A 22,746-nucleotide genomic window follows, 5' to 3' on the forward strand; every position below is an offset into this window, starting at 1 on the left:
AAGTAAAAAAAATCGTTTAAATAAATCTCTCTGTAAAAACTAAAAGATTTATCTAAACGATTTAAAAGTATGATGTATATTTTTTATTCTACTCGAACAATATTTGCTCCAATAGCTCTCAATCGTTCGTCGATTCTTTCATATCCACGGTCAATTTGCTCTATGTTTTGAATAGTACTAGTCCCTTTTCCAGAAAGTGCGGCAATCAATAAAGAGATTCCTGCGCGAATATCTGGTGAAGACATTGTAGTTGCTTTCAATTGTGATTTAAAGTCATGGCCCATAACAACTGCTCTATGCGGATCGCATAACATGATTTTGGCACCCATGTCAATCAATTTATCAACGAAGAACAAACGGCTTTCAAACATTTTTTGATGAATTAACACATCCCCTTTTGCTTGCGTTGCAACAACCAAGACAATACTCAACAAATCTGGAGTAAAACCTGGCCAAGGTGCATCGGCAATAGTTAGGATAGAACCATCAATATCTGTTTTGATTTCATATCCATCTTCATGCGAAGGAATATAAATATCATCTCCTCTGCGTTCTAAAGTGATTCCTAATTTTCTAAAAGTATTAGGAATTACTCCTAGGTTGTCCCAACTTACATTTTTTATTGTGATCTCACTTCTGGTCATAGCAGCTAGTCCTATCCAGCTACCTATTTCGATCATATCTGGTAAAATTCTGTGTTCGCAACCACCTAAAGATTCTACTCCTTCGATAGTCAATAAATTAGAACCTATACCTGTAATGTTAGCTCCCATAGAATTCAACATTTTACAAAGTTGTTGCAAGTAAGGCTCACATGCAGCATTGTAAACGGTAGTTCTACCTTTGGCTAAAACAGCAGCCATAACAATATTTGCAGTTCCTGTTACTGATGCTTCATCAAGTAACATATCAGCACCTACTAAACCATCAGTAGCTTCGACACCATAAAAATGATCTTCTCTATTGTAACGGAATTTAGCACCTAGATTGATGAAACCTTCAAAGTGCGTATCTAATCTTCTACGACCAATTTTATCTCCTCCTGGCTTAGGAATATATCCTTTACCAAAACGAGCTAGTAACGGCCCTACGATCATGATTGAACCACGTAAAGATCCACCTTCTTTTTTAAACGCTTCAGTTTCAAGGTAGCCTACATTTACTTCATCAGCTTGAAAAGTGTAAGAACCTGAACCATTTTTTTGAATTTTAACTCCTAGGTTTCCTAAAAGCGTAATCAATTTATTAATATCAATAATATCAGGAATATTGTTTATCACCACTTTTTCGGGAGTTAACAAAACAGCACACAAAATTTGTAATGCTTCATTTTTTGCCCCTTGCGGAGTAATCTCTCCTTTTAAACGTATGCCTCCTTCAATTTTAAAAATTCCCATATGGTATTGTTATTAATTTTATAAATAATTTAGATATTTTCTACTTTGGTTACACAATTTGAACCAAAATTATTTTTCAATATCTTATTTCTGATTGTTATTGTTTTTTGTGTACGATTTAGCCTTCCCTATTTTTGCATTTTTATTGCTTTGAATCTTAGGCGGACTAGAAGGTGTGATTTTATTAGAAATACGTTTATTGGTGCGCAACAAATCGGTTGTATTAATCAGTTCTTCTGTACTTTGAAGCATATTCAACTTCCCATCTGACAGTTCGTACAAATGTTCAAAAATCACATCGTCTTTCACTGTATCTTTATTCCAGCTCAAATATGATTTTTTCATGTGATTGGCAATTACTTTCACCAATGCATTTTTCATTTCGCCCTCTTCCCATTTATTAGCAACATCAATCATATACTTGATATTATTACCGTAATACCTGTATTTAGGAAAGTTTTGCGGATAATTTAACACATCCGGTTTTAATTGTAAAACTTCACGAGAAGGAATTGGGTACGGCGATTCTACATCCAATTTAAAATCGGACATGATAAAAAGCTGATCCCATAATTTATGTTGAAAATCCAAAACATCACGCAGGTGAGGATTCAAACTCCCCATTACTTGAATGATATATTTTGCTGCTTTATTGCGCTCTTCTACATCAACGATAGCGGTAGCTTGATCAATAAGTTTTTGCAAATGACGACCATATTCTGGAATAATCAAATGCACTCTTTCGGCATTGTATTCTAAGTGATGCACAACATCATTGGCATTTTCCTTTTTGTACTTTGAATTCATATTGATTTTTTTGAGGCTTTTCAAAATAACAATCTAATCACAAACAAAAACTGCTTGTCCTTATAATTGTTATTTGTTATTTATAATGAAACGATACCTTTGATAGTAGAGACTTCTTGGTATTTATCAATAATTTCTTGAGAATCTTTAACCTCTACACTTACTGAAATACTCGTATACTTAGCAGTCTTAGATTTTGTGGTTTTAATAACGGCACCCATAGAATCAAAAGCCAACTCTACACGTTTCACATTATCATTTTCGGTAGGCACAATAAATTTAAACAAGTACAAACTAGGCCAAGTATTACTTGAATCCAACTCGGTTTTTAATCTATCGTAAAATTCTTGGGTCTTATTATCCATTTTATAATTAAAATTAAAGCAAAGATACGGTTTCAAATGTAAATTATGAATTCTCAATAATTAATTTTTATCAAAAACTACAATTTTAATGATACTGATTTTTTCAAATTCCAATAAGTTTGAGTAAGTTTGCGCCTTATTTCCAAAAAGTGCAAAAAGAAATCATCGTAATAATAGGAGGTCCTGGAACAGGAAAAAGTACATTAATAGACGGATTAATAGCAAAAGGTTTTTGTTGTTATCCTGAAATTTCGCGCGAAGTGACACTCGAGGCAAAAAAACAAGGAATCGAACAATTGTTTCTTGAAAAGCCGCTTTTATTTAGTGAACTGCTACTTGAGGGTAGAAAAAAACAATTTGAAAACGCGCAAAACGAACCACATAACATTGTATTCATTGATCGCGGCATTCCTGATGTATTAGCGTACATGCACTACATTGGCGACAGCTACCCTGCTTCATTTGATAGTATTTGCAAAGAACATGTGTACACAAAAATTTTCATTCTCCCACCTTGGGAAGAAATTTATGTAAGTGATGATGCGCGATATGAAAACTACGAACAAGCCAAGTTAATTCAAAATCATCTTATTGAAACCTACCAAGGGTACGGCTACAACTTGATTGAAGTACCAAAGGACACTGTAGATCAAAGAATTCTTTTTATATTAGACAAAATTTCTAATTAGTTCATAATTTGATTTCAAAATTATGAATTGTTATTTTTAATATTCAAAATTCATAATTGATGTCTGAAGCATTACAAATTCTTCAAAAATACTGGAAGCACGATAGCTTCCGTCCTTTGCAGCAAGAAATAATTGACTCTGTTTTAAGCGGTCAAGACACCTTTGCCCTTATGCCCACTGGTGGAGGAAAATCCATTTGTTTCCAGATTCCGACAATGGCAAAAAAAGGCATTTGTTTGGTCATTTCGCCACTAGTTGCTTTGATGAAAGACCAAGTGGCAAATTTGCAAAAAAAAGACATCAAAGCAATCGCTTTAACTGGCGGAATCAAATCAGATGAAATGATTAATTTGCTTGACAATTGCCAGTTTGGCAATTATAAATTCCTGTACTTATCTCCCGAGCGCTTGCAATCCGATTGGATTTTAGATCGTATAAAAAGCTTGCCCATCAACTTAATTGCAATAGACGAGGCGCATTGTGTATCACAATGGGGGCACGATTTTCGACCAGCCTATTTAAAAATATCAAGTTTAAAAACGCATTTCCCTACCGTCCCTTTTTTAGCCTTAACCGCAACAGCAACACCCAAAGCCAAAGACGATATTATAACTGAATTAGGATTACAGAATCCTCAATTATTTCAAAAATCATTTGCCCGAAAAAACATTGCCTACATGGTGTTTGAAACCGATGATAAGCTTTTTAAAATCGAACAAATATTAAAAAAGAACCAGCAGTCTTCTATTATATACGTTCGAAACCGCAAATCCTGCTTAGACATCGCTGCGCAGTTACGTTCTTTAGGCTTTACCGCTACTTTTTATCATGGAGGACTTTCGTCCAAAGAAAAAGATAAAAACATGCAATTATGGATGCAAGACGAAGCGCAGGTAATTGTAGCGACAAACGCATTTGGGATGGGAATTGACAAATCTAATGTCAAAACAGTAATCCACATTCAGCTTCCAGACAACTTAGAAAACTATTACCAAGAAGCAGGAAGATCCGGTCGTAATGGAGAAAAAGCTTTTGCCGTATTACTTACAAACCCTTCGGACATCGCACAAACCGAAAATCAATTTCTTTCCATATTACCAGATAAAGCCTTTCTAAATGCTGTTTATAAAAAGCTATGCACCTATTTTCAAATTGCATATGGCGAAGGAATTAATGAACAGTATTCCTTTAACCTCAATTTGTTTTGCTTAAAATATCAATTTCCAGTTTTAAAAACATACAATGCCATGCAGTTTTTAGACAGGCAAGGCATTATAAGCTTATCACAAGAGTTTTCAGAAAAAATAAGCCTTCAATTTACCATTCCGTCCAAAGAAGTAATACGCTACACAAGCTTAAACCCAAATGACGAGGAAATAATCCTGACTATATTGCGCACTTATCCTGGTATATATGAAATGCAAACTGCTTTCAACCTTCCTTTAATTGCTAAAAAATCACATCATACCGAAGCTCAAGTGCACGCAGTTTTACAAAAATTGAAAGAAAAAGACATTATTGATTATCATGCTAAAAACAATGATTCGACTCTGATTTTTAATGAAATAAGAGAAGACGAAAGAACTATTAGCCGAGTGGCTAAATACCTAGAAAATCAAAACACGCTTAAAAAAGAGCAATTTAAGTCGGTTATAAAATACATCAAGGAAGATAAAACCTGCAAGAGTAATTTAATTCTCAATTATTTTGGAGAAAAAACTACTACTAACTGCGGTATTTGCTCCTATTGCATTACTATAAAAAGCAAAAAAACAAATTTTGCTGCTCTCAAAAACGAAATCATCGCATTACTCACAATCGAAGAATTAAACTCAAGAGAAATCCAAAACAGAATCAATACTAAGTCAGACGATGTTATCTTTGTCATACAAGAATTATTAGAAAGCGAAAACATCATCTTGAAATCAAATAATAAATACACTATCAAATCATAATGGAAAAATTACGAATCGTATTTATGGGAACCCCAGAATTTGCAGTTGGGATATTAGACACCATAATCAAAAACAATTATACAGTAGTTGGAGTAATTACTGCTGCAGATAAACCCGCAGGTCGCGGACAGAAACTAAAATATTCAGCCGTAAAAGAATATGCCGTAACAAACAACCTACCTTTATTACAACCCACCAATTTAAAAGACGAAAGTTTTCTAGCAGAATTAAAAGAGCTCAATGCTAATTTACAAATTGTAGTTGCTTTTAGAATGTTGCCAAAAGTAGTTTGGGAAATACCTCAACTAGGAACCTTTAACCTGCACGCTTCCCTCCTACCTAATTACCGTGGTGCGGCACCAATAAACTGGGCTATAATCAACGGTGAGACAAAAACAGGAGTAACCACCTTTTTCATTGATGACAAGATCGATACCGGCGCCATGATTATGAGCAACGAGGTCAATATTGAGCCCGAAGAGAGCGCAGGCCAACTACACGATCGATTAATGCACCTAGGAAGCCACACCGTTGTAGAGACCTTAGCATTGATCGAAAATGGAAATGTAAGCACTACAATACAAGAAGAAACGGCAGAAATAAAAACAGCTTATAAACTGAATAAAGAAAACTGCAAAATTGACTGGACAAAATCAGCACTAGAAATCAATAACTTAATACGCGGATTGAGCCCGTATCCGTCTGCTTGGTGTTTCTTTTCGGACAAAGGAGAGGAATGGAGTGTCAAAATTTACCAAACTAAAATCATCAACGAAGCACATGATTATAGCATTGGAAAATTGATTTGTACCAAAAAAGAAATGAAGATCGCAGTTAAAAACGGATTTATTCAAGTACTAGACTTACAATTTCCAGGCAAAAGAAAGATGACTGCAGCCGAATTCCTTAACGGAATTACATTTTCGGAAGAGGCGAAAGCGCATTAAGACTACTAAAAACGGGATATTTGTAAAATCCACCATCAAAAAGCCTTGTTTTATGAACAAAAAAAATAAGTTATTAACAAATTGTGCTAAAATCAGCCGAAACGCTTGCAGGGTAGGGATTTCCTGCTAAATTTGTGTATTAACATTTTTTTTAACCAACAATTAATAAAACATTATTATGAACAAATCAGAATTAATCGATGCTATCGCTGCTGACGCAGGAATTACAAAAGCAGCTGCAAAATTAGCTTTAGAGTCATTTTTAGGGAACGTAGGTGAAACATTGAAAAAAGGTGGTAGAGTTTCTCTAGTAGGTTTTGGATCATGGTCAGTTTCAGCTAGAGCTGCAAGAGATGGTAGAAACCCACAAACTGGAAAAACTATCCAAATCGCTGCGAAGAATGTTGTAAAATTCAAAGCAGGAGCTGAATTAGAAGGTGCAGTAAACTAAATAATACAGTTTTTAGACCTTATATAATTAAAAAACCTTCCTCTCGGAAGGTTTTTTTTTTGAATTTATGTAATATAATTTGCTTGTTTTTAAATATTATTCTTAAATTTAATAAAAAATTACAGTAAATATGATTTCAGAAAAATTAGCAAAAGGACAACTTCTTATCTCAGAGCCTTCTATAATTGGAGACTTATCATTTAACAGATCTGTAATTTTATTAGCAGATCACAATAAAAATGGCTCCGTAGGATTTATTATCAATAAACCATTGAAATACACTATCAATGATTTAATTCCAGAGATTAGTGCCAAATTTAAAATCTACAATGGAGGGCCTGTTGAACAAGACAACCTGTACTTCATTCACAATATCCCGGAATTAATACCGAACAGTATTGAAATTTCAAACGGTATTTACTGGGGCGGAGATTTTGAATCTACAAAGGACCTCATCAACAACGGACGTATAAGCAAAGAAAACATTCGTTTTTTTCTAGGCTACACAGGATGGGATGAAAATCAATTAGAATCAGAAATGAATGCTAATTCATGGATTGTTGCCCCTAATAGCTATAAAAACAAAATTATAGGAAAATCAACAACCCATTTTTGGAAAGAGCAAATTATCGAATTAGGAGGAGAATATTTGATCTGGTCAAATGCTCCCGAAAATCCATATTTGAATTAAGTAGCAGCTACTACTTCGTTGAGTTTTTGCAATAAAATAGTAGCGTAGTGAATTGTAAATTCTTTCTTTCTATATTTTGTAATTGGCTGAATCCCTTTAATCACATTGGTGACAAACAATTCATCGGCTTTTTGTAGATCGAACGGAGAGATTACCTCTTCTACAACTACTAGGCCTTCTACTTTTTTCGCCAATTCTAAGACCTGCTTACGCATTACTCCGTTCAAACAACCCTCAGATACCGGCGGACTAATTAACTTATTCCCTACCACCATAAATAGATTTCCTTGAATTGCTTCCACAACGTTTTTGGCATCATTTAGCAATAAACAATTATCTAATCCATTCTCTGAAGCATAGATACTAGCAGTAGTATTTAAAATCCTATTTGTGGTTTTAATAGACGATAACAATTGTTTTGTGATATAAAAATCTTTGTACAAATCAACTTCGTATGTTTCTTTTTCAAAAGAATACAAAACCTGATCAATTGCCGTAGCGTGAATTAAATACGAAACATCATTGGTTTGTGGCAAATAATAGCCCCCATCGTTTCTATATACCGTAATTCTAGCACGAGAAGAGCTCGATAAGTTGTTATTTGCTACCAAAGATAGTATTTGCTCTTCGAAATATTCCATTGTGAAATTCATAGGAATTTCCATTCTCACTACACGCATTGAGGCCATTAATCTAAAGTAGTGATCCTCTAAAAATAAGATTTTAGCATTCACTATTTTGACTGTTTCAAAAACAGCATCACCGTATAAAAAAGCTCTATTTTGCGTCAATACATTTGCATCTTGAGATACAATAGTTCCATTAAAATTAATCATAAAAAAACCCTGAATTTTGTTCAGGGCAAAGGTAAGTTATAAAATACAATTTTACTATACAGATCCAATTAGATGTTTCAAGTCGGAGATTTGATTTTCCCATAATTGAGACGCTTCTTCAACCTCATCTTCTTCGGCAAAATCCACAACCATTAAAGAAACATCCTTAGTAAGCTCATCTACTAATATATGCAATTCAAAAAAGTACTCGGTGTCTTTATTATTCCCATCGACCCATTTGAATTTAACCTTTTCTCCTGACTTTTTAGAAGCAAGTCGAGCTTTTTCTTCTGAGTCATTCCAAATAAAAGTAAAAAACTCACCACGAGAATTCACATTATCTGCAAACCATTCTGACAATCCCGACGGAGTCGAAATGTACTGATACAATAATTGCGGCGAGGAGTTGATTGGGAACTCGATTTCGTAACGTACTTTTTGATCCATGAGCTACTTTTAATTTTTTTCGAATATATAGAATATATGCTCATAAAAAAAACGTTTTGAAAAATATTTTTTTTTCTTTCAAATATACTTGCATGCTTTAATATTATTTTTATCTTTGCACCCGCAATCAGGGATGGTTGTTCAATAAGCCTTTGGCGAGGTAGCTCAGTCGGTTAGAGCGCAGGATTCATAACCCTGAGGTCACGAGTTCAAATCTCGTTCTCGCTACAAAAACAAACCCTTAATCATCAATTGATTAAGGGTTTTTTATTGGAATTAAAACTGCTTGCAATACAATCAAATGTAACTACAAATCCTTTAGCAAACAATACAAGCCATCCTATGTACCTTTATCTATTGTAACACCTTTAGGCATAGGACCAATAAATCAGTGTTTTTAGTTTCGCATATAACGAAGCTGACTCTATTACACAAGCAGATGCTGTTATTGCTGCTTTCGAATAAATTGGCAAAAACCATTGCAGTGTTTATCATAACTAACATTAATCATAGCATTGAAATCACTTAAATTTACAGTAGTCATCTTATCATTTTTTTGCTTTCTCAAGTAAAGCTTTGTTTGACATTCCGCTAACCAAAAAAAACATTTGTATTTGATAATGTACCACTTACTTTAGCTTTACCTAGAATATTAAAATTCTTTTTTTGGTAATTCAACTGTAGTCAGACTGCCTTTTGCATTACCCATCACTGAAGCAATCCCTCTAGAACTTGTTATCAAAATTGAAGTAGACAGCACTACAAACATCATATTTTTTTGATACAACTATTTTTTTATTTTATACTTAAGGATTTTCTGTACCTCCCCGTTTATTTTAGTAGTTTCTGAACTCCACTATTTTTTAACTATTAAAACAGTTGCTTTATACTTCAATCCTAAATCCCTTAAAAACTACAACCCTTAGGTAAAACCGAAAAAAAATAAAAAATAAAACTTAAAAATCAGACCTACAAATCAGACCTACAAATCAAACATCTTGTCAAAAACAGGTACTAGTCTGAACAACAATATTTGCAAAATAAAAAGACATATTTTACTTACTTAAAATAAAAATAAATGTATTTTGTCGATTTTATATGTTTTTTATCGGCTTAATTAGGTGTTTTTCATACTTTTATCACTCCTAAATATAATAAATATTAGAATACGAAGTACATCAGATTCGTATTTACCTAAATAAAATCAAAATATGGAGAACTTTACTTTAAAAAAAAACACCCTTCTTATTTCATTTGCTTTCCTACTTATCAGCGTGTTTACAACTGCACAAACGACTACAACTTATAATTCATCAAGCACCTATACTGTACCTATAGGAGTTACTAGTATTACAGTTGAAGTCTGGGGCGGCGGTGGAAAAGGAGGAACCCGAACTACAAACGGCGGTGGCGCTGGTGGTGGCGGAGGCGCATATGCGAGAAAGAAAATTACTGTAACAGCAGGTTCAACGTACACGGTGCGAGTTGGCACTGGTAGTACAACTGCAACTGCAGCAGGCGGTGATTCATGGTTTAACAACGCTACTACCATTCTTGCCAAAGGAGGAAATAGTGTTCTTGACAACGGTACAACTGGAGCTACTGGCGGTACAGCTGCATCTTGCATAGGCGACTTTGTTTTATCAGGAGGACAAGGATCAGATGCAATTAGCGCTAAATCAGGCGGTGGTGGTGGATCATCGGCGGGGAATACTTTGGCCGGTGTTAACTCCACCAATGCATCTGGAGCTATTGCCCCAACAAACGGTGGAAATGGTGGAAACGCTAAATCAATAGGTAATGGTACTGGAACAGTGGGAACAGCGCCAGGTGGCGGAGGTGGTGGTGCTTTCAAAATATCAGGATCCACAACCTATGCAGGAGGAAATGGAGCAAGCGGAAGAGTGGTAATCACATCTGGCGCACAAGAAATTGACATACTAGGAAACGACATAAGTATTGCTACTGGAGACACCTCTCCTAGCGGACTTGATGGAACCGACTTTAACACAATCGACATTAGTTCGGGGGTGATTTACAAAAATTTTACAATTTCAAATTTAGGATCCAATAACCTTACGATCTCCTCGATAACTGTAACAGGTGCTACCGATTTTACAATAACAAGCGCACCTACTCTCCCAGCAACTATAGGAGGTAGAGATAATAGCATCTTCACAATAACTTTCAACCCTACCTCTATTGGAACCAAAACAGCCACCATTACTATTGCTAACAATGATAGTAATGAAAGCAGCTATACTTTTACCGTTAAAGGAGAAGGAATCCAAACATTTTATGATAGTGATGGAGACGGGATTTACGATAACATTGATATCGATGATGATAATGACGGAATAGTAGACGTCGTTGAAGAGAGCAATTGTCGAGGCGTAAATGGCTACAATGTGAACTATAAGTTTTTGAATGAAACCTTTGGAACAGGAAGTAGAACGACCATAAACACCACCTATGCTGCAACAACTTCCTATTTATACGAAAATGCTGGTGACTTGAATGACGGAGAATACACCGTGGGATCAAGTGCTCAAATCGCTTCATGGGCCTCTACTTATTGGTACCAAGGAACAGATCATACCGGCGATACAAATGGCAGAATGGCAATGTTTAATGCCGATTATACTCCAGGAGTTTTTTACACTGCTTTAATCACAGGGGCATTATCAAACATTCCAATTACCTATAGTTTTTGGGTATTAAATTTAGACCGATCAGATGCTCCCGGAATTGCGACTAGACTAAGACCTAACATTAGAGTCGAATTTAGAGATCTAAATGATAATTTAATTACCTCGATCAGTACAGGAGAAATTGCACCAACAAATACAGCAAATGCAACTGGAGATTGGTACAACTTTAAAGCCGACTTAGTGCTTAATGTAAGTGCATTCAAAGTGATTTTTATTAATAACGAAACAGGCGGCCAAGGAAATGACCTAGCGATTGATGACATTGTGATTACACAAACCTTATGCGACAGAGACAGTGATGGAATTGCTGATTTATTTGACTTAGACTCAGACAACGACGGAATTGAAGACATTATAGAAGTAGGTTTAGGGAATTTAAGCAACGGAAAAGGAAAAATAAGCGTTCCTTGGGTAGACGCTAATGGTAATGGACTTCATGATAGCGCCGAATCGATTATGACAGCTACTTTATTAGACTCAGATGGAGATGGAATACCCAATTATATTGATCTTGATAGCGATAACGACAGCATTTTTGACATTGACGAATCAGGGGCTGGTAATATTCACGCTACTGATTCAGGATTTGTAAATGGTGATGGGGACATCAATGGTGATGGTGTGGGAGATGGCCCTGAAACAGAAACTTTTAGAAACAAAGACACGAATGGAGATGGTATTACAGAAGGTTTTGGCGATGGGATTCTAGATATATTTGACTACGGAACAGGAATGAACCAATACGGAAACTTAGACCAAGGAACTGCTACCGCAAATCCAGCAACAACCTATCTAAGAGATACTGATGGCGATGGAATTCCTGATTATTTAGATCTAAAATCAAACGGAACAACTTGGGACATTGCACCAAACTTACTATTGTACGATTATAAAATACTTGACGCCAATAATGACGGAATTATTGATGGAACAGCAGATATTGACAAAGATGGAATATTGGATCTATTTGACACAAACACAGCTCAATTTGGATCACCTAGAGACATTCACACCAAACTATTCCTGGACTTTGATGGCAGAAACGACTATGCACAAAGCACTGCAATTCTTGGAGGATTATCTAATGCTACTTTGATGGCTTGGATTGATCTAAATGCTGCTTTCTCTGGGGATGCCGTTATTGTAGGTCAAAATAAATTTCAATTGCGAATCAATTCCTCTAGAAAACTGGAAGCAACCGTGAATGGATCAAAACTAACTTTTACTACCGCAGTACTGCCTTTCACCAGCTCAACACTGAGCACATCGCAATGGTATCATGTAGCGGCTGTATTTGATGGGTCGAATGCTGTATTAAAATTATATTTAAACGGTACAATGGTAGCTTCAAAATCAGTGGCTAGTGCGATCACATCCGATACTTCCTTATTAACTATAGGTAGAGATCCAGCAACAGTAGGCCCTACTGGTACTAATTATTTTAAAGGAAAAATTGACGAACTGCGTGTGTTTAATGTGGCCCTTACTGACTCGCAATTGCAAAGAATGGTGTACCAAGAAATCCAAGACTCAGGCTCAGGAATTGGAGGCGTAACTGTTCCCAAAAACATAGCCACAGCTCCAGCTAATTTACCATTTACTAATCTGTTGCGTTACTATAGAATGGATGTTTACAAAGACGATATCATTGACGACCTAACTACTCCAACGGTTGACATCACTGGAACAAAAATATACAATCATAAAATCATTGCATCACAACAAGCACCTATGCCTTTCTTGACTGAAAGAGTGGGAAGCTTTTCGGTAGCAGTTGATAGTCCTACTAAAGAAATTAGAGGGATTGACATCATGGAAAACGACTGGTCTATCGTAAAAGTGCAACACGACATTACAGAGACCGCTAACAATATTGATTTGGGAATGCTGGTAAATACAGGAGTTACCATCAATATGACTAACAATACTAAATTGCAAAATGACTGGTATTTAAAACTAGATGGAAAAGTAGACTTAGTAGGCAAATCTCAACTAGTGCAAACTACAGAAAGTGATCTAGACGTAACGAGTGCCGGCGCTATAGAAAGAGACCAACAAGGACAATCCAATAAATTCAATTACAACTACTGGTCATCACCAGTAAGTCCGGTTAATACATTAGTAAACAATAAAGATTACACGATCAATAGCGTCATGAAAGACGGGACAACAACTACGCCACAAAACATCAATTGGATAGGTGGTTATGATGGAAACCCTAGCGCGCCTATAAGCCTTGCTAGGTTTTGGATCTACAAATTTGATAATTATGCCAATGCTTACGCCAATTGGGTTGCCGTAAATGAAAACGGGACAATTCGTGTGGGACAAGGTTATACATTAAAAGGAAGTGGAGCAGCAACCGCAACTCAAAACTACACCTTTGTAGGAAAACCAAATAATGGAACCATTGCAACAAACAGCATCAGTACAGACCAACTGTTGCTAGCCGGAAATCCATACCCATCAGCCCTAGATGCTGATCAATTTTTAACAGACAACTTAGGCGTTACAGATGGAACTTTGTACTTCTGGGAGCATTACGACACGAACAATACTCATGTATTAAGAGACTATCAAGGAGGTTATGCTATTCGTAATTTAGTGGGAGGAATTCCAGCGACCTCCGTTGGCGTAGAATTTGTAAGCGGTCTAGGATCAAGTAGTAAGGGAGCTCCCAACCAATTTGTACCAGTAGGCCAAAGTTTTTTCCTTAATGGAAATGCGAGCGCTGGTGGTACAATTGTTTATAAAAACAGTCAAAGAGGTTTTCATAAAGAAGATGAAGCCACGGTTTCTAATGTTTTATTCAAAGCGGCCGCAACTAAAAAAGAAGCCTATTGGAATAACAACAACAACGATGCGTTACCCAAAAACACTTATCAAAAAATTCGTTTGGGTTACCAATATAAAACAGATCATCACCGTCAAGTGCTACTGGGTTTTATGGATGACAAAGCAACATCCGAAATGGATTATGGGTATGACGGACTCAACTTTGATGACTATCCTAGTGATATGTATTTTCTAAATGGAGCCAATAAACTTGTGATTCAAGGCGAAGGCTATTTTAACATAGGAGCTTCGTACACTATAGGGGTAAAAAATGATAGTCCGGGTAAAGTACGTTTTATGATCGATCAGTTAGAAAATTTTGATACCAATCAAAAAATATTCATTTACGACAACAATGACGATAGTTACCACGACATACGCTCAGCATCTTATGAGATAGAGCTTCTAGCAGGTGAGTTTAACAATCGATTTTCATTGCGATTTAAGGACAATACTGTTGCAACAACTCCAGACACTACTACCACTCCTGACCGTGATAATGATGGTGACCGTGACGAACGCATTAAAGTCCATTTTTTACAAAAAAGAAACTTGATACAAATAAGCAACAGCACCACAAACGTAACGATCGAAAAAGTAGTGCTTTATAATTTATATGGTCAAATAGTGCAATCTTGGAAGATTGAAAATCAAAAAGAAGAGTTGATACAACTGAACGTAAAAAGAGCCTGCACAGGACTGTACTTTATTAAGGTTCTAACCTCAAAAGGGCCATTATTCAAAAAAGTAATGATCAAACAATAAGTAAAAAAGCCTTAAAAAAAATCCAAGCACTATTCATTTTCTTTTTATATTTGAGGTACAAAATGAATACTAAAACAATTACATAATGAAAAAAATAATCACTTTACTAGCTATTGCATTATTCACAATTAATAGCAACGCACAGCAAGCAACTGCGGCTAAACAAGAGAAATCTAAAAAAGAAGCTTGCTCAATGTCACACGACGGAGACAGTAAAAAAATGACTGCAGAAGAAGTTGCTACTTGCAAAGAAAAGTGCAAAGCAGAAGGTAAAAAATGCGATGCTAAAGCTACTAAGAAAGAAGACAAAAAATGTTGCGCTAAAAAAGCATAACACACCATTTACAAAAGAAGCCTCTAAAAATAAATTTAGAGGCTTCTTTTTCATTAACTAGTAAACAACTTTATTCTTATTTTAATTTTACGCTCCACTCAAAGTCCATTTCTGAGACTTGAACTCCTTGCTCATTTGTTCCTATCGATTTCATCCAGAAGGTTTGCCCCTCACCTGTTGCAATAGTTTCCTTAATTGCTTGGGCAATTAAATGACCATCTTTACATTCAAATGTGATTCTTCCAGTTGCTTTTTTACTAAAATTACTTTTATTATTGGCAACCAACATCGAAATTTTTTTTCCGCTTTTTTGAATTTGATCAATAACCATAGCACCCGTTGATAGCTCGGCAGCCATTGCTTGTACTGCAAAATACATGGAGTTAAACGGATTTTGATTCATCCAGCGGTGTTTTACCGATACTTTACAACTTGTCTCCTCTATTGCCTTTACTCGTACTCCGCATAAAAATGCCGATGGCAATTTGAAAAATAGAAATTTATTAAGTTTAGATGGCGTAAGGTTCATATTTGTTGATTTTTTTGCTAAGATACAAAAATATACTATGCGTACATAATAAATTTATATGTTAATATTGTGTTAATATTTACTACTATGCGTTACATAATACTGTCTTTTAACCATATATTTGCATAAGAAATTACTAGGTAAGTCAATCAAACGTAATTTTGGAATTTCAATCATCAATCAAAATCAAATTAAAATGGACACAATCACCCACAAGAATGCAGCAACGTTTATACACTTAAGCACATTGTCACAATATTTTATTCCGTTTGGGAATTATATTTTTCCAATACTAGTGTGGTCAACAAAAAAAGACGAATCGGACTTTGTAGATTACAATGGAAAGCAAGTGCTTAATTTTCAACTGAGTTTATTATTGTATTCCTTAGTACTAATTGCGATTGCAGTACCTGTTTTTATCATCACTATTTTTAACAACGTTCCATTTGATGCTATTGTACACGACGACAACTTTGTACTTAATAATTTTAATTTTGATGCCAATATGGGCTTACTAACAATAGGAATCATGGCTGTACTGATATTTGGAGTTTTAAAAATATCAGAGTTTTTCTTGATCATTTACGGAGCGATAAAAACATCAAACGGAGAGAAATTTAAATACCCTATAACAATACCATTTATCAAGTAACGAGACTAGCCCTGATGGAAGCGGCATCCTTTTACTGGCTTCTTTGGCCAGGAAAAGATATAGCGGACAGCAGGAAATAGCTTCAAATAAAAATCATCATCAATCATCAATCAAAAAATGAACTGTTTAATCCAAAAACAAAAATGAAATTATGAATATTGAAAACACAAAAGCACAGATGCGTAAAGGTGTTCTCGAATTTTGCATCTTATCTGTTTTAAAAGAAAAAGATGCATATACGTCGGAAATATTAGACACTTTAAAAAACGCCAAGTTACTCGTAGTTGAGGGTACTATTTACCCACTACTAACCCGATTAAAAAACGACGGCTTACTGAGCTATCGTTGGGAAGAATCGACATCAGGACCACCAAGAAAATATTATGGGCTAACTGAAATAGGTCAAACATTTTTAAACGAACTCAATGGCACTTGGACCGAACTCTCTGATGCTGTAAATCTAATCACAAACCAAAAATAAAAGTCATGAACAAAACTGTAAATATAAACCTAGGCGGAATGTTCTTTCATATAGATGAAGATGCATACCAAAAACTGAACCGTTATTTTGATGCTATCAAGCGTTCTTTGTCGAACTCATCTGGTCAAGACGAAATTATTAAAGACATTGAAATGCGTGTTTCGGAATTATTGAATGAGAAACAAAAAAGCAACAAACATGTTGTAGGCATAAAAGAAGTTGACGAAGTAATTGCGGTAATGGGTCAACCAGAAGATTATATTATTGAAGAAGACAATACGAATAACTACAACTCGTACCAATCCTTTAATGACAACACTACTAGACGATCTAAAAAATTATACAGAGACAAAGACAAAGGAATGATAGGTGGCGTTGCAGCTGGACTAGGCCACTATTTTGGGATTGACCCTGTGTGGATTAGAGTGGTATTAGTACTACTGGTTTGGGGTGCTGGAACAGGAATTCTTGCTTATATCATTCTATGGATTGTGATGCCTGAGGCAGTGACCACATCAGAGAAATTGGAGATGACGGGAGAGCCCGTTAACATTTCGAACATCGAAAAAAAAGTTCGAGAAGAATTTGAAAATGTATCAGAAAAGATCAAAAATGCTGATTACGACAAATATGGCAACCAAATAAAATCGGGTGCTGAGAAAATAGGGAATTCGTTTGGCGATTTTATCCTTTCCGTCTTTAAGGTTTTTGCTAAGTTTTTAGGGATTATATTAATCATCACCGGACTTAGTACATTAATCGGGTTATTAATTGGAGTATTTACTTTGGGTTCATCATCATTGATTGACTTGCCGTGGTCTAGTTTTGTTGAAGCAGGAAATTTTACGGATTATCCTATTTGGTCTTTTGGTTTACTAATGTTCTTTGCAGTAGGGATTCCGTTCTTTTTCTTAACACTTTTGGGCTTTAAGTTATTGTCTCCCAACATGAAATCCATAGGAAATATTGCTAAATCGACTTTAATAGCCGTTTGGATCATTGCAGTTGCCCTAGCAATCTCAATTGGTATAAAACAAGCTTCAGCATTTGCCATTGACGGACGCGTAGTACATAAGGAAAACATTGTTTTACAACCTACCGATACATTAATGATCAAATTTATACACAATGATTATTATGCCAAAAACATAAACGATAGGGATGATTTTAAAATCACGCAAGACTCTACAGATGCGGATGTCATCTATTCGAATGAAGTACGTTTTAAAATTGAAAAAACAGATGAAAAAGTAGCTTACATTCAGATCGAAAAAGAAGCAAAAGGAAAAACATTAGCCGAAGCTAAGAAAAGAGCTAAAGCAATAAAATACGGTTATAAAATGGTAGGCAATCAGCTGATACTGGACAATTACCTTTTGACAGATTTGAAAAACAAGTACAGAGATCAAGAAATTGAAATTACGTTATACTTGCCTGAAGGAATTGTATTCAAAGTAGATTCATCTGTAAGACACTATGACAATTCAGACAACAACTACTTTAACCTGCACCATAGCTCGGACAGCTATTTATACAAAGTATTTGAATCTAAAATTAAATGTATGGATTGCCCAGCTGATGAAGAAGAATACAATGATATTGAAAATGGAGATGATTACGATTATGAATCAGACTATGACAGCGACGACGAACAAAACAATAACGGATCTGTAACCATCAATAAAAACGGAATTTCTATTACCACTGACAGTATAAAAAACACTAAAAGCGATATTAAAGAATTGAAAATAAACAAAGACGGTATCATTATTAAAACCAACTAATCATGTTAAAAATCATAACTTATACTACCAAATTTATAGTTGTTACACTAACAGCACTATTATTCGCCTCTTGTCAATACTCCATTGGTGATAAATCCATAACAGGAAGCGGAAATGTAACAACGGAAAACCGAAAACTAGAACGCAGCTTTACAAGTATCGAAGTGAGCAACGCTATAGACGTTGTTATAGAACAAAGCGACAAAACAACCGTAATTGTAGAAGCAGATGACAACATACAAAACAGCATTATAACAAAGGTAGAAAACGGAGTGCTTGAAATTTCAAGTGACTACAATTCCTATGTGAATGTTAAGTCGAAAAAAGTAATTGTAAAAATGCCTATTATTGATGAGTTGCAAGCCTCAAGCGCTGCTTCCATTCAAAGTTCAAATACCTTAAAAGGTCAAAAAATTCATTTACGCTCCTCAAGCGCTGCGACTATAGATATAAAAGCAGCTTATGATAATATTTCGGCTCGTTCTAGTAGCGCTAGCTCTATAACCCTAAAAGGAATGTCATTAACCCTTGACGCCACAGCATCTAGTGCCAGCACCATTAAAGCCAATGAATTATTGACTAATGATATTACTGCTAAATCATCTAGTGCATCATCAATATACACGCATCCGATAGTGAGTTTAAAAGCAAGGGCATCTAGCGGAAGTGAAATAAAGTACAATATTAAACCGCATTCTATAGAAAGAAAAGCCTCGTCTGGCGCAAGCATAGCACTAGAATAACGGTACTAGCCCGCATTATTACTAAAATCATCCATCAAAAGTGGATGGTTTTTTTTATATTTGTACAAACGATAATTCACATACAACATGAAAAAACACTTCCCTATACTCCTACTCTTATTAGTAACTACAGCAACATTTGCACAAAGCAGAGAAAAAACCAAAGGTTCAAAAAACGTTACAACCTTGTTGCGCAACATAGGTGCTTTTAAAACCATTGAAATTGATGACAACATAGAAGCTTTTCTTGAAGTTGGAGACATTGCTGGAATAAAAATAGAAGCCGATGGCAATTTACACGATATAATTTCGACGGATGTGGTGGACAATGTTTTAAACATTCATACTTTAAAAGACATTACTCGATTTAAAAAACTGCAAGTGCGCATCACTTATACTAAAGATTTAAATCTAGTAAGCCTAAAAAACGAAGCTACCGTAAATGCTATTCAGCAAATACAACTGGACTCTATTGCGTTTAAATCGTATGGCGATTCCAAATTATTTTTGAATATTAATTCAAAACATTTTCGTTTAGAATCGAATGACAAATCAAAAGTAGAGCTTAATTTAACATCCGATAAAGCCAAGTTGATCTTGAGTCAAAACGCTACTTTGAAGGCATTAGTAAAAACGACAGATCTAACGGCCGATTTGTATCAAAAAACAGATGCTAAAATTGAAGGAACTGCTACTAATGGAGTATTGAGAACAGATAGTGACTCTAAATTAAATGCTTCTAAACTAACCATCAAAAACATTAAACTAGTAACCGAAGGAAGCTCGGAAGCAGCAGTAAATGCCGAAACAACTATTACGATAACAGCCTCAGGAAAATCAGAAATTGATCTTTACGGAGATCCTGCTATTGAGATGAAAAAATTTGCAGACGAAGCAAAACTAATTAAAAAAGTAAAATAAGCATTAAATAGCTTAGCTAGTACTTCATAAAAAAGTCCCGATTTTAAATAAAAATCGGGACTTTTTAGTTTTATAGCAATTAACTACAATTATTCTTTAGCAGCCAAATATCTTTCGGCATCTAGCGCAGCCATACATCCAGTACCCGCAGCAGTAATTGCTTGACGGTACACATGATCTGCAGCATCACCAGCCACAAATACCCCTGCTACATTGGTTGTAGCGGTACCAGGAGTATTAACAATATAACCCGTTTCATCCAAAGTGATATACTCTTTAAAAATATCCGTATTAGGTTTATGACCAATAGCTACAAAGAAACCAGTAGCTTCAATATCAAAAGTTTCACCAGTAGTTTTATTCAACGCTCTTACAGCCGTTACCACTTGCTCATCACCCAATACTTCCACCGTGTCATGGTTCATTAAAATAGTAATATTCTCTGTTTTGCGTACGCGTTCTTCCATGATTTTTGAAGCACGGAATTTTTCGCTACGCACTAGCATCGTCACTTTTTTGCATAATTTAGACAAATAGTGTGCTTCCTCACAAGCAGAATCACCAGCTCCTACAATTACCACTTCTTGATTGCGGTAGAAAAAGCCATCACAAACAGCACAAGCCGAAACTCCACCACCCATTTTCAAATAGTGTTGCTCAGAAGGCAATCCTAAATATTTAGCCGAGGCACCCGTCGAAATAATAACTGTTTCGCAGTGCAATTCGATTGTATCATTAATCCATACTTTGTGGACGTCTCCAGAGAAATCTACTTTGGTAGCCCATCCGTCACGAACATCAGTACCAAAACGTTCTGCTTGGGCTTGCAACCCAACCATCATTTCTGGTCCAGTAATTCCTACTGGATTTCCTGGCCAGTTCTCCACTTCGTTTGTAGTCGTCAATTGACCACCTGGTTGCATTCCTTGGTACACTACAGGATTCATATTCGCCCTTGCTGCATATATTGCTGCAGTATATCCTGCAGGACCTGAACCTATAATTAGGCATTTTATTTTTTCGATTGTATCAGACATAATCTTATTTTATTACATTTTTGAAGGTACAAATGTAGTTTTTTAATGAAAAATACACACATAAAAACATCAATTTTAGCTATTTGAAAATAATCACATTCTATTTGCAATTATTAGTTGCAGAACTAAAAATATGTTTTATATTTGCACTCGAATTACGGGGTGTAGCGTAGCTCGGTTATCGCGCCTGCTTTGGGAGCAGGAGGCCGCAGGTTCGAATCCTGCCACCCCGACAAAAGTCTTTTCATTTATTTGAAAAGACTTTTTTTTTGGCTTTATGACAAGCAAACTATAAATCACTGCTATATCTGTTGCAAAGTAATTTTAGCGTAACAAAATCTAAAAAACAAATTCATTGACAGAAAAACAATTCTACACCAAGCCAGATAAGAATTTGACAAAAAAGTCAAAACAAATATCAATTTCACTGTAAAAACAGCCAAAAATCAACCTCAAAAACACAAAAATACAAAAAGGTAAAATCTAAAAAAAACAAGTTCAAAGCACAGCTAATCAAGCTTTAACAAATGTTAACAAAATAGATTTTTAGAAACCATAATAAATTGTATTTTTACGGTTCAAAATTTATACAAACAAATGGGCAAAATCATTGCGATTGCTAATCAAAAAGGAGGAGTTGGAAAGACTACAACATCAGTAAATCTTGCCGCTTCCTTAGGAGTTTTAGAAAAAAAAGTACTTATTATTGACGCTGACCCGCAGGCAAATGCTAGTTCAGGTTTAGGTATTGATGTGGATAGTGTAGAAATTGGCACCTACCAAATTCTAGAACACAGCAACACACCAAAAGAAGCTATTATAAAATGTACTGCTCCAAATGTAGATATAATACCAGCACATATTGACCTTGTGGCTATTGAAATCGAATTAGTCGACAAAGAGAACAGGGAATATATGCTTAAAAAAGCATTGGAAGAAATCAAGGAAGAGTACGACTACATCATTATTGATTGTGCGCCTTCATTAGGTTTATTAACGCTAAACGCCTTAACTGCGTCAGATTCTGTAATTATCCCTATTCAATGCGAATATTTTGCACTTGAAGGACTTGGAAAGCTATTGAATACCATTAAAAGTATCCAAAAAATTCACAATCCAGATTTAGATATCGAAGGACTGCTATTGACCATGTACGATTCTAGATTACGATTATCAAATCAAGTGGTAGAAGAGGTTCAAAAGCATTTTAACGATATGGTATTTGATACTATCATCCAGCGAAATGTAAAATTGAGTGAAGCACCAAGTTTTGGCGAAAGCATCATAAACTACGACGCTACAAGTAAAGGAGCTATAAACTACTTACACTTGGCTCAAGAAATTATAAAGAAAAACAGTAAATAGTTGT

20 protein-coding genes and 2 tRNA genes are annotated in these 22,746 nt (G+C 35.4%); 15 read left to right on the forward strand and 7 right to left on the reverse strand.

The features are described from left to right. Nucleotides 1-83 precede the first annotated feature (83 nt). The 3 genes from murA to H8R24_RS04920 all read right to left on the reverse strand — a co-directional run bounded on the left by murA (nt 84) and on the right by H8R24_RS04920 (nt 2,569). Nucleotides 84-1,397, reverse strand: coding sequence for a UDP-N-acetylglucosamine 1-carboxyvinyltransferase (gene murA / locus H8R24_RS04910; protein WP_187017499.1), 1,314 nt, complete (start codon nt 1,395-1,397; stop codon nt 84-86). A gap of 84 nt (nt 1,398-1,481) precedes the next feature. Then, on the reverse strand, nt 1,482-2,204 hold the full coding sequence (locus tag H8R24_RS04915) for a DUF4290 domain-containing protein (protein WP_187017498.1): 723 nt from the start codon (nt 2,202-2,204) through the stop codon (nt 1,482-1,484). Nucleotides 2,205-2,284: 80 nt separating this feature from the next. Next, the gene (locus tag H8R24_RS04920; RefSeq protein WP_187017497.1) at nt 2,285-2,569 is read right to left on the reverse strand and encodes a DUF493 family protein; all 285 of its coding nucleotides are present in this window, start codon (nt 2,567-2,569) and stop codon (nt 2,285-2,287) included. 119 nt (nt 2,570-2,688) lie between these two features. On the opposite strand from H8R24_RS04920, the gene H8R24_RS04925 reads away from it, so the two are divergent. The 5 genes from H8R24_RS04925 (at nt 2,689) to H8R24_RS04945 (ending at nt 7,302) form a co-directional block, all read left to right on the forward strand. Then, the gene (locus H8R24_RS04925) at nt 2,689-3,258 is read left to right on the forward strand and encodes an AAA family ATPase (protein ID WP_222617363.1); all 570 of its coding nucleotides are present in this window, start codon (nt 2,689-2,691) and stop codon (nt 3,256-3,258) included. Nucleotides 3,259-3,317: 59 nt separating this feature from the next. Continuing rightward, nucleotides 3,318-5,213, forward strand: a complete 1,896-nt coding sequence (locus H8R24_RS04930; protein WP_187017496.1) for a RecQ family ATP-dependent DNA helicase — start codon at nt 3,318-3,320, stop codon at nt 5,211-5,213. Further along, nucleotides 5,213-6,160: a methionyl-tRNA formyltransferase gene (fmt, locus tag H8R24_RS04935; RefSeq protein ID WP_187017495.1), complete on the forward strand. Its 948-nt coding sequence runs from the start codon at nt 5,213-5,215 to the stop codon at nt 6,158-6,160. The genes H8R24_RS04930 and fmt overlap by 1 nt, the downstream gene beginning before the upstream one ends. A gap of 178 nt (nt 6,161-6,338) precedes the next feature. After that, nucleotides 6,339-6,611 carry an HU family DNA-binding protein gene (locus tag H8R24_RS04940; protein ID WP_026706853.1) on the forward strand — a complete coding sequence of 91 codons (273 nt, stop codon included), beginning with the start codon at nt 6,339-6,341 and terminating at the stop codon, nt 6,609-6,611. Nucleotides 6,612-6,741: 130 nt separating this feature from the next. Further along, nucleotides 6,742-7,302 carry a YqgE/AlgH family protein gene (locus H8R24_RS04945; RefSeq protein WP_187017494.1) on the forward strand — a complete coding sequence of 187 codons (561 nt, stop codon included), beginning with the start codon at nt 6,742-6,744 and terminating at the stop codon, nt 7,300-7,302. On the opposite strand, the gene H8R24_RS04950 is transcribed toward H8R24_RS04945, so the two are convergent. Together H8R24_RS04950 and H8R24_RS04955 are read right to left on the reverse strand one after the other, a co-directional pair. Continuing rightward, nucleotides 7,299-8,138 (reverse strand): aminotransferase class IV, encoded by an 840-nt coding sequence (locus H8R24_RS04950; protein ID WP_187017493.1) that lies wholly within the window; start codon nt 8,136-8,138, stop codon nt 7,299-7,301. The genes H8R24_RS04945 and H8R24_RS04950 overlap by 4 nt on opposite strands. A 54-nt stretch (nt 8,139-8,192) precedes the next feature. Next, the gene (locus tag H8R24_RS04955; protein ID WP_187017492.1) at nt 8,193-8,585 is read right to left on the reverse strand and encodes an START-like domain-containing protein; all 393 of its coding nucleotides are present in this window, start codon (nt 8,583-8,585) and stop codon (nt 8,193-8,195) included. A 154-nt stretch (nt 8,586-8,739) separates the two neighbouring features. On the opposite strand from H8R24_RS04955, the gene H8R24_RS04960 reads away from it, so the two are divergent. The 3 genes from H8R24_RS04960 to H8R24_RS04970 all read left to right on the forward strand — a co-directional run bounded on the left by H8R24_RS04960 (nt 8,740) and on the right by H8R24_RS04970 (nt 15,230). Beyond that, nucleotides 8,740-8,813, forward strand: a tRNA-Met gene (locus H8R24_RS04960). 983 nt (nt 8,814-9,796) lie between these two features. Next, nucleotides 9,797-14,896 carry a LamG-like jellyroll fold domain-containing protein gene (locus H8R24_RS04965; RefSeq protein ID WP_187017491.1) on the forward strand — a complete coding sequence of 1,700 codons (5,100 nt, stop codon included), beginning with the start codon at nt 9,797-9,799 and terminating at the stop codon, nt 14,894-14,896. Nucleotides 14,897-14,981: 85 nt separating this feature from the next. Continuing rightward, nucleotides 14,982-15,230, forward strand: coding sequence for a hypothetical protein (locus H8R24_RS04970; protein WP_187017490.1), 249 nt, complete (start codon nt 14,982-14,984; stop codon nt 15,228-15,230). A 76-nt stretch (nt 15,231-15,306) separates the two neighbouring features. Here H8R24_RS04970 and H8R24_RS04975 read toward each other — a convergent pair whose 3' ends face one another. After that, nucleotides 15,307-15,759 (reverse strand): DUF4442 domain-containing protein, encoded by a 453-nt coding sequence (locus H8R24_RS04975; RefSeq protein WP_187017489.1) that lies wholly within the window; start codon nt 15,757-15,759, stop codon nt 15,307-15,309. 196 nt (nt 15,760-15,955) lie between these two features. Here H8R24_RS04975 and H8R24_RS04980 point away from each other — a divergent pair, with 196 nt between their 5' ends. The 5 genes from H8R24_RS04980 to H8R24_RS05000 all read left to right on the forward strand — a co-directional run bounded on the left by H8R24_RS04980 (nt 15,956) and on the right by H8R24_RS05000 (nt 20,340). Then, nucleotides 15,956-16,411, forward strand: coding sequence for a DUF4870 domain-containing protein (locus H8R24_RS04980; protein WP_187017488.1), 456 nt, complete (start codon nt 15,956-15,958; stop codon nt 16,409-16,411). 151 nt (nt 16,412-16,562) lie between these two features. Then, on the forward strand, nt 16,563-16,892 hold the full coding sequence (locus H8R24_RS04985) for a PadR family transcriptional regulator (protein ID WP_007136354.1): 330 nt from the start codon (nt 16,563-16,565) through the stop codon (nt 16,890-16,892). A gap of 5 nt (nt 16,893-16,897) precedes the next feature. Next, nucleotides 16,898-18,676 carry a PspC domain-containing protein gene (locus H8R24_RS04990; RefSeq protein WP_187017487.1) on the forward strand — a complete coding sequence of 593 codons (1,779 nt, stop codon included), beginning with the start codon at nt 16,898-16,900 and terminating at the stop codon, nt 18,674-18,676. Between the two features lie 2 nt (nt 18,677-18,678). Continuing rightward, nucleotides 18,679-19,419 (forward strand): head GIN domain-containing protein, encoded by a 741-nt coding sequence (locus H8R24_RS04995; protein ID WP_187017486.1) that lies wholly within the window; start codon nt 18,679-18,681, stop codon nt 19,417-19,419. A gap of 87 nt (nt 19,420-19,506) precedes the next feature. After that, complete coding sequence (locus H8R24_RS05000) at nt 19,507-20,340, forward strand: GIN domain-containing protein (protein ID WP_187017485.1); 834 nt, start codon at nt 19,507-19,509, stop codon at nt 20,338-20,340. A gap of 89 nt (nt 20,341-20,429) precedes the next feature. Here the strand turns inward: H8R24_RS05000 and trxB are convergent, their stop codons facing one another. Then, a complete protein-coding gene (gene trxB, locus H8R24_RS05005) occupies nt 20,430-21,377 on the reverse strand; it encodes a thioredoxin-disulfide reductase (RefSeq protein WP_187017484.1) in 948 nt (315 codons plus the stop codon). Between the two features lie 158 nt (nt 21,378-21,535). Here trxB and H8R24_RS05010 point away from each other — a divergent pair. Continuing rightward, nucleotides 21,536-21,610, forward strand: a tRNA-Pro gene (locus H8R24_RS05010). 364 nt (nt 21,611-21,974) lie between these two features. Further along, nucleotides 21,975-22,742, forward strand: a complete 768-nt coding sequence (locus tag H8R24_RS05015) for a ParA family protein (RefSeq protein ID WP_187017483.1) — start codon at nt 21,975-21,977, stop codon at nt 22,740-22,742. Nucleotides 22,743-22,746 lie beyond the last annotated feature (4 nt).

This window comes from Flavobacterium muglaense (assembly GCF_014305155.1).
Lineage (GTDB): Bacteria > Bacteroidota > Bacteroidia > Flavobacteriales > Flavobacteriaceae > Flavobacterium > Flavobacterium muglaense.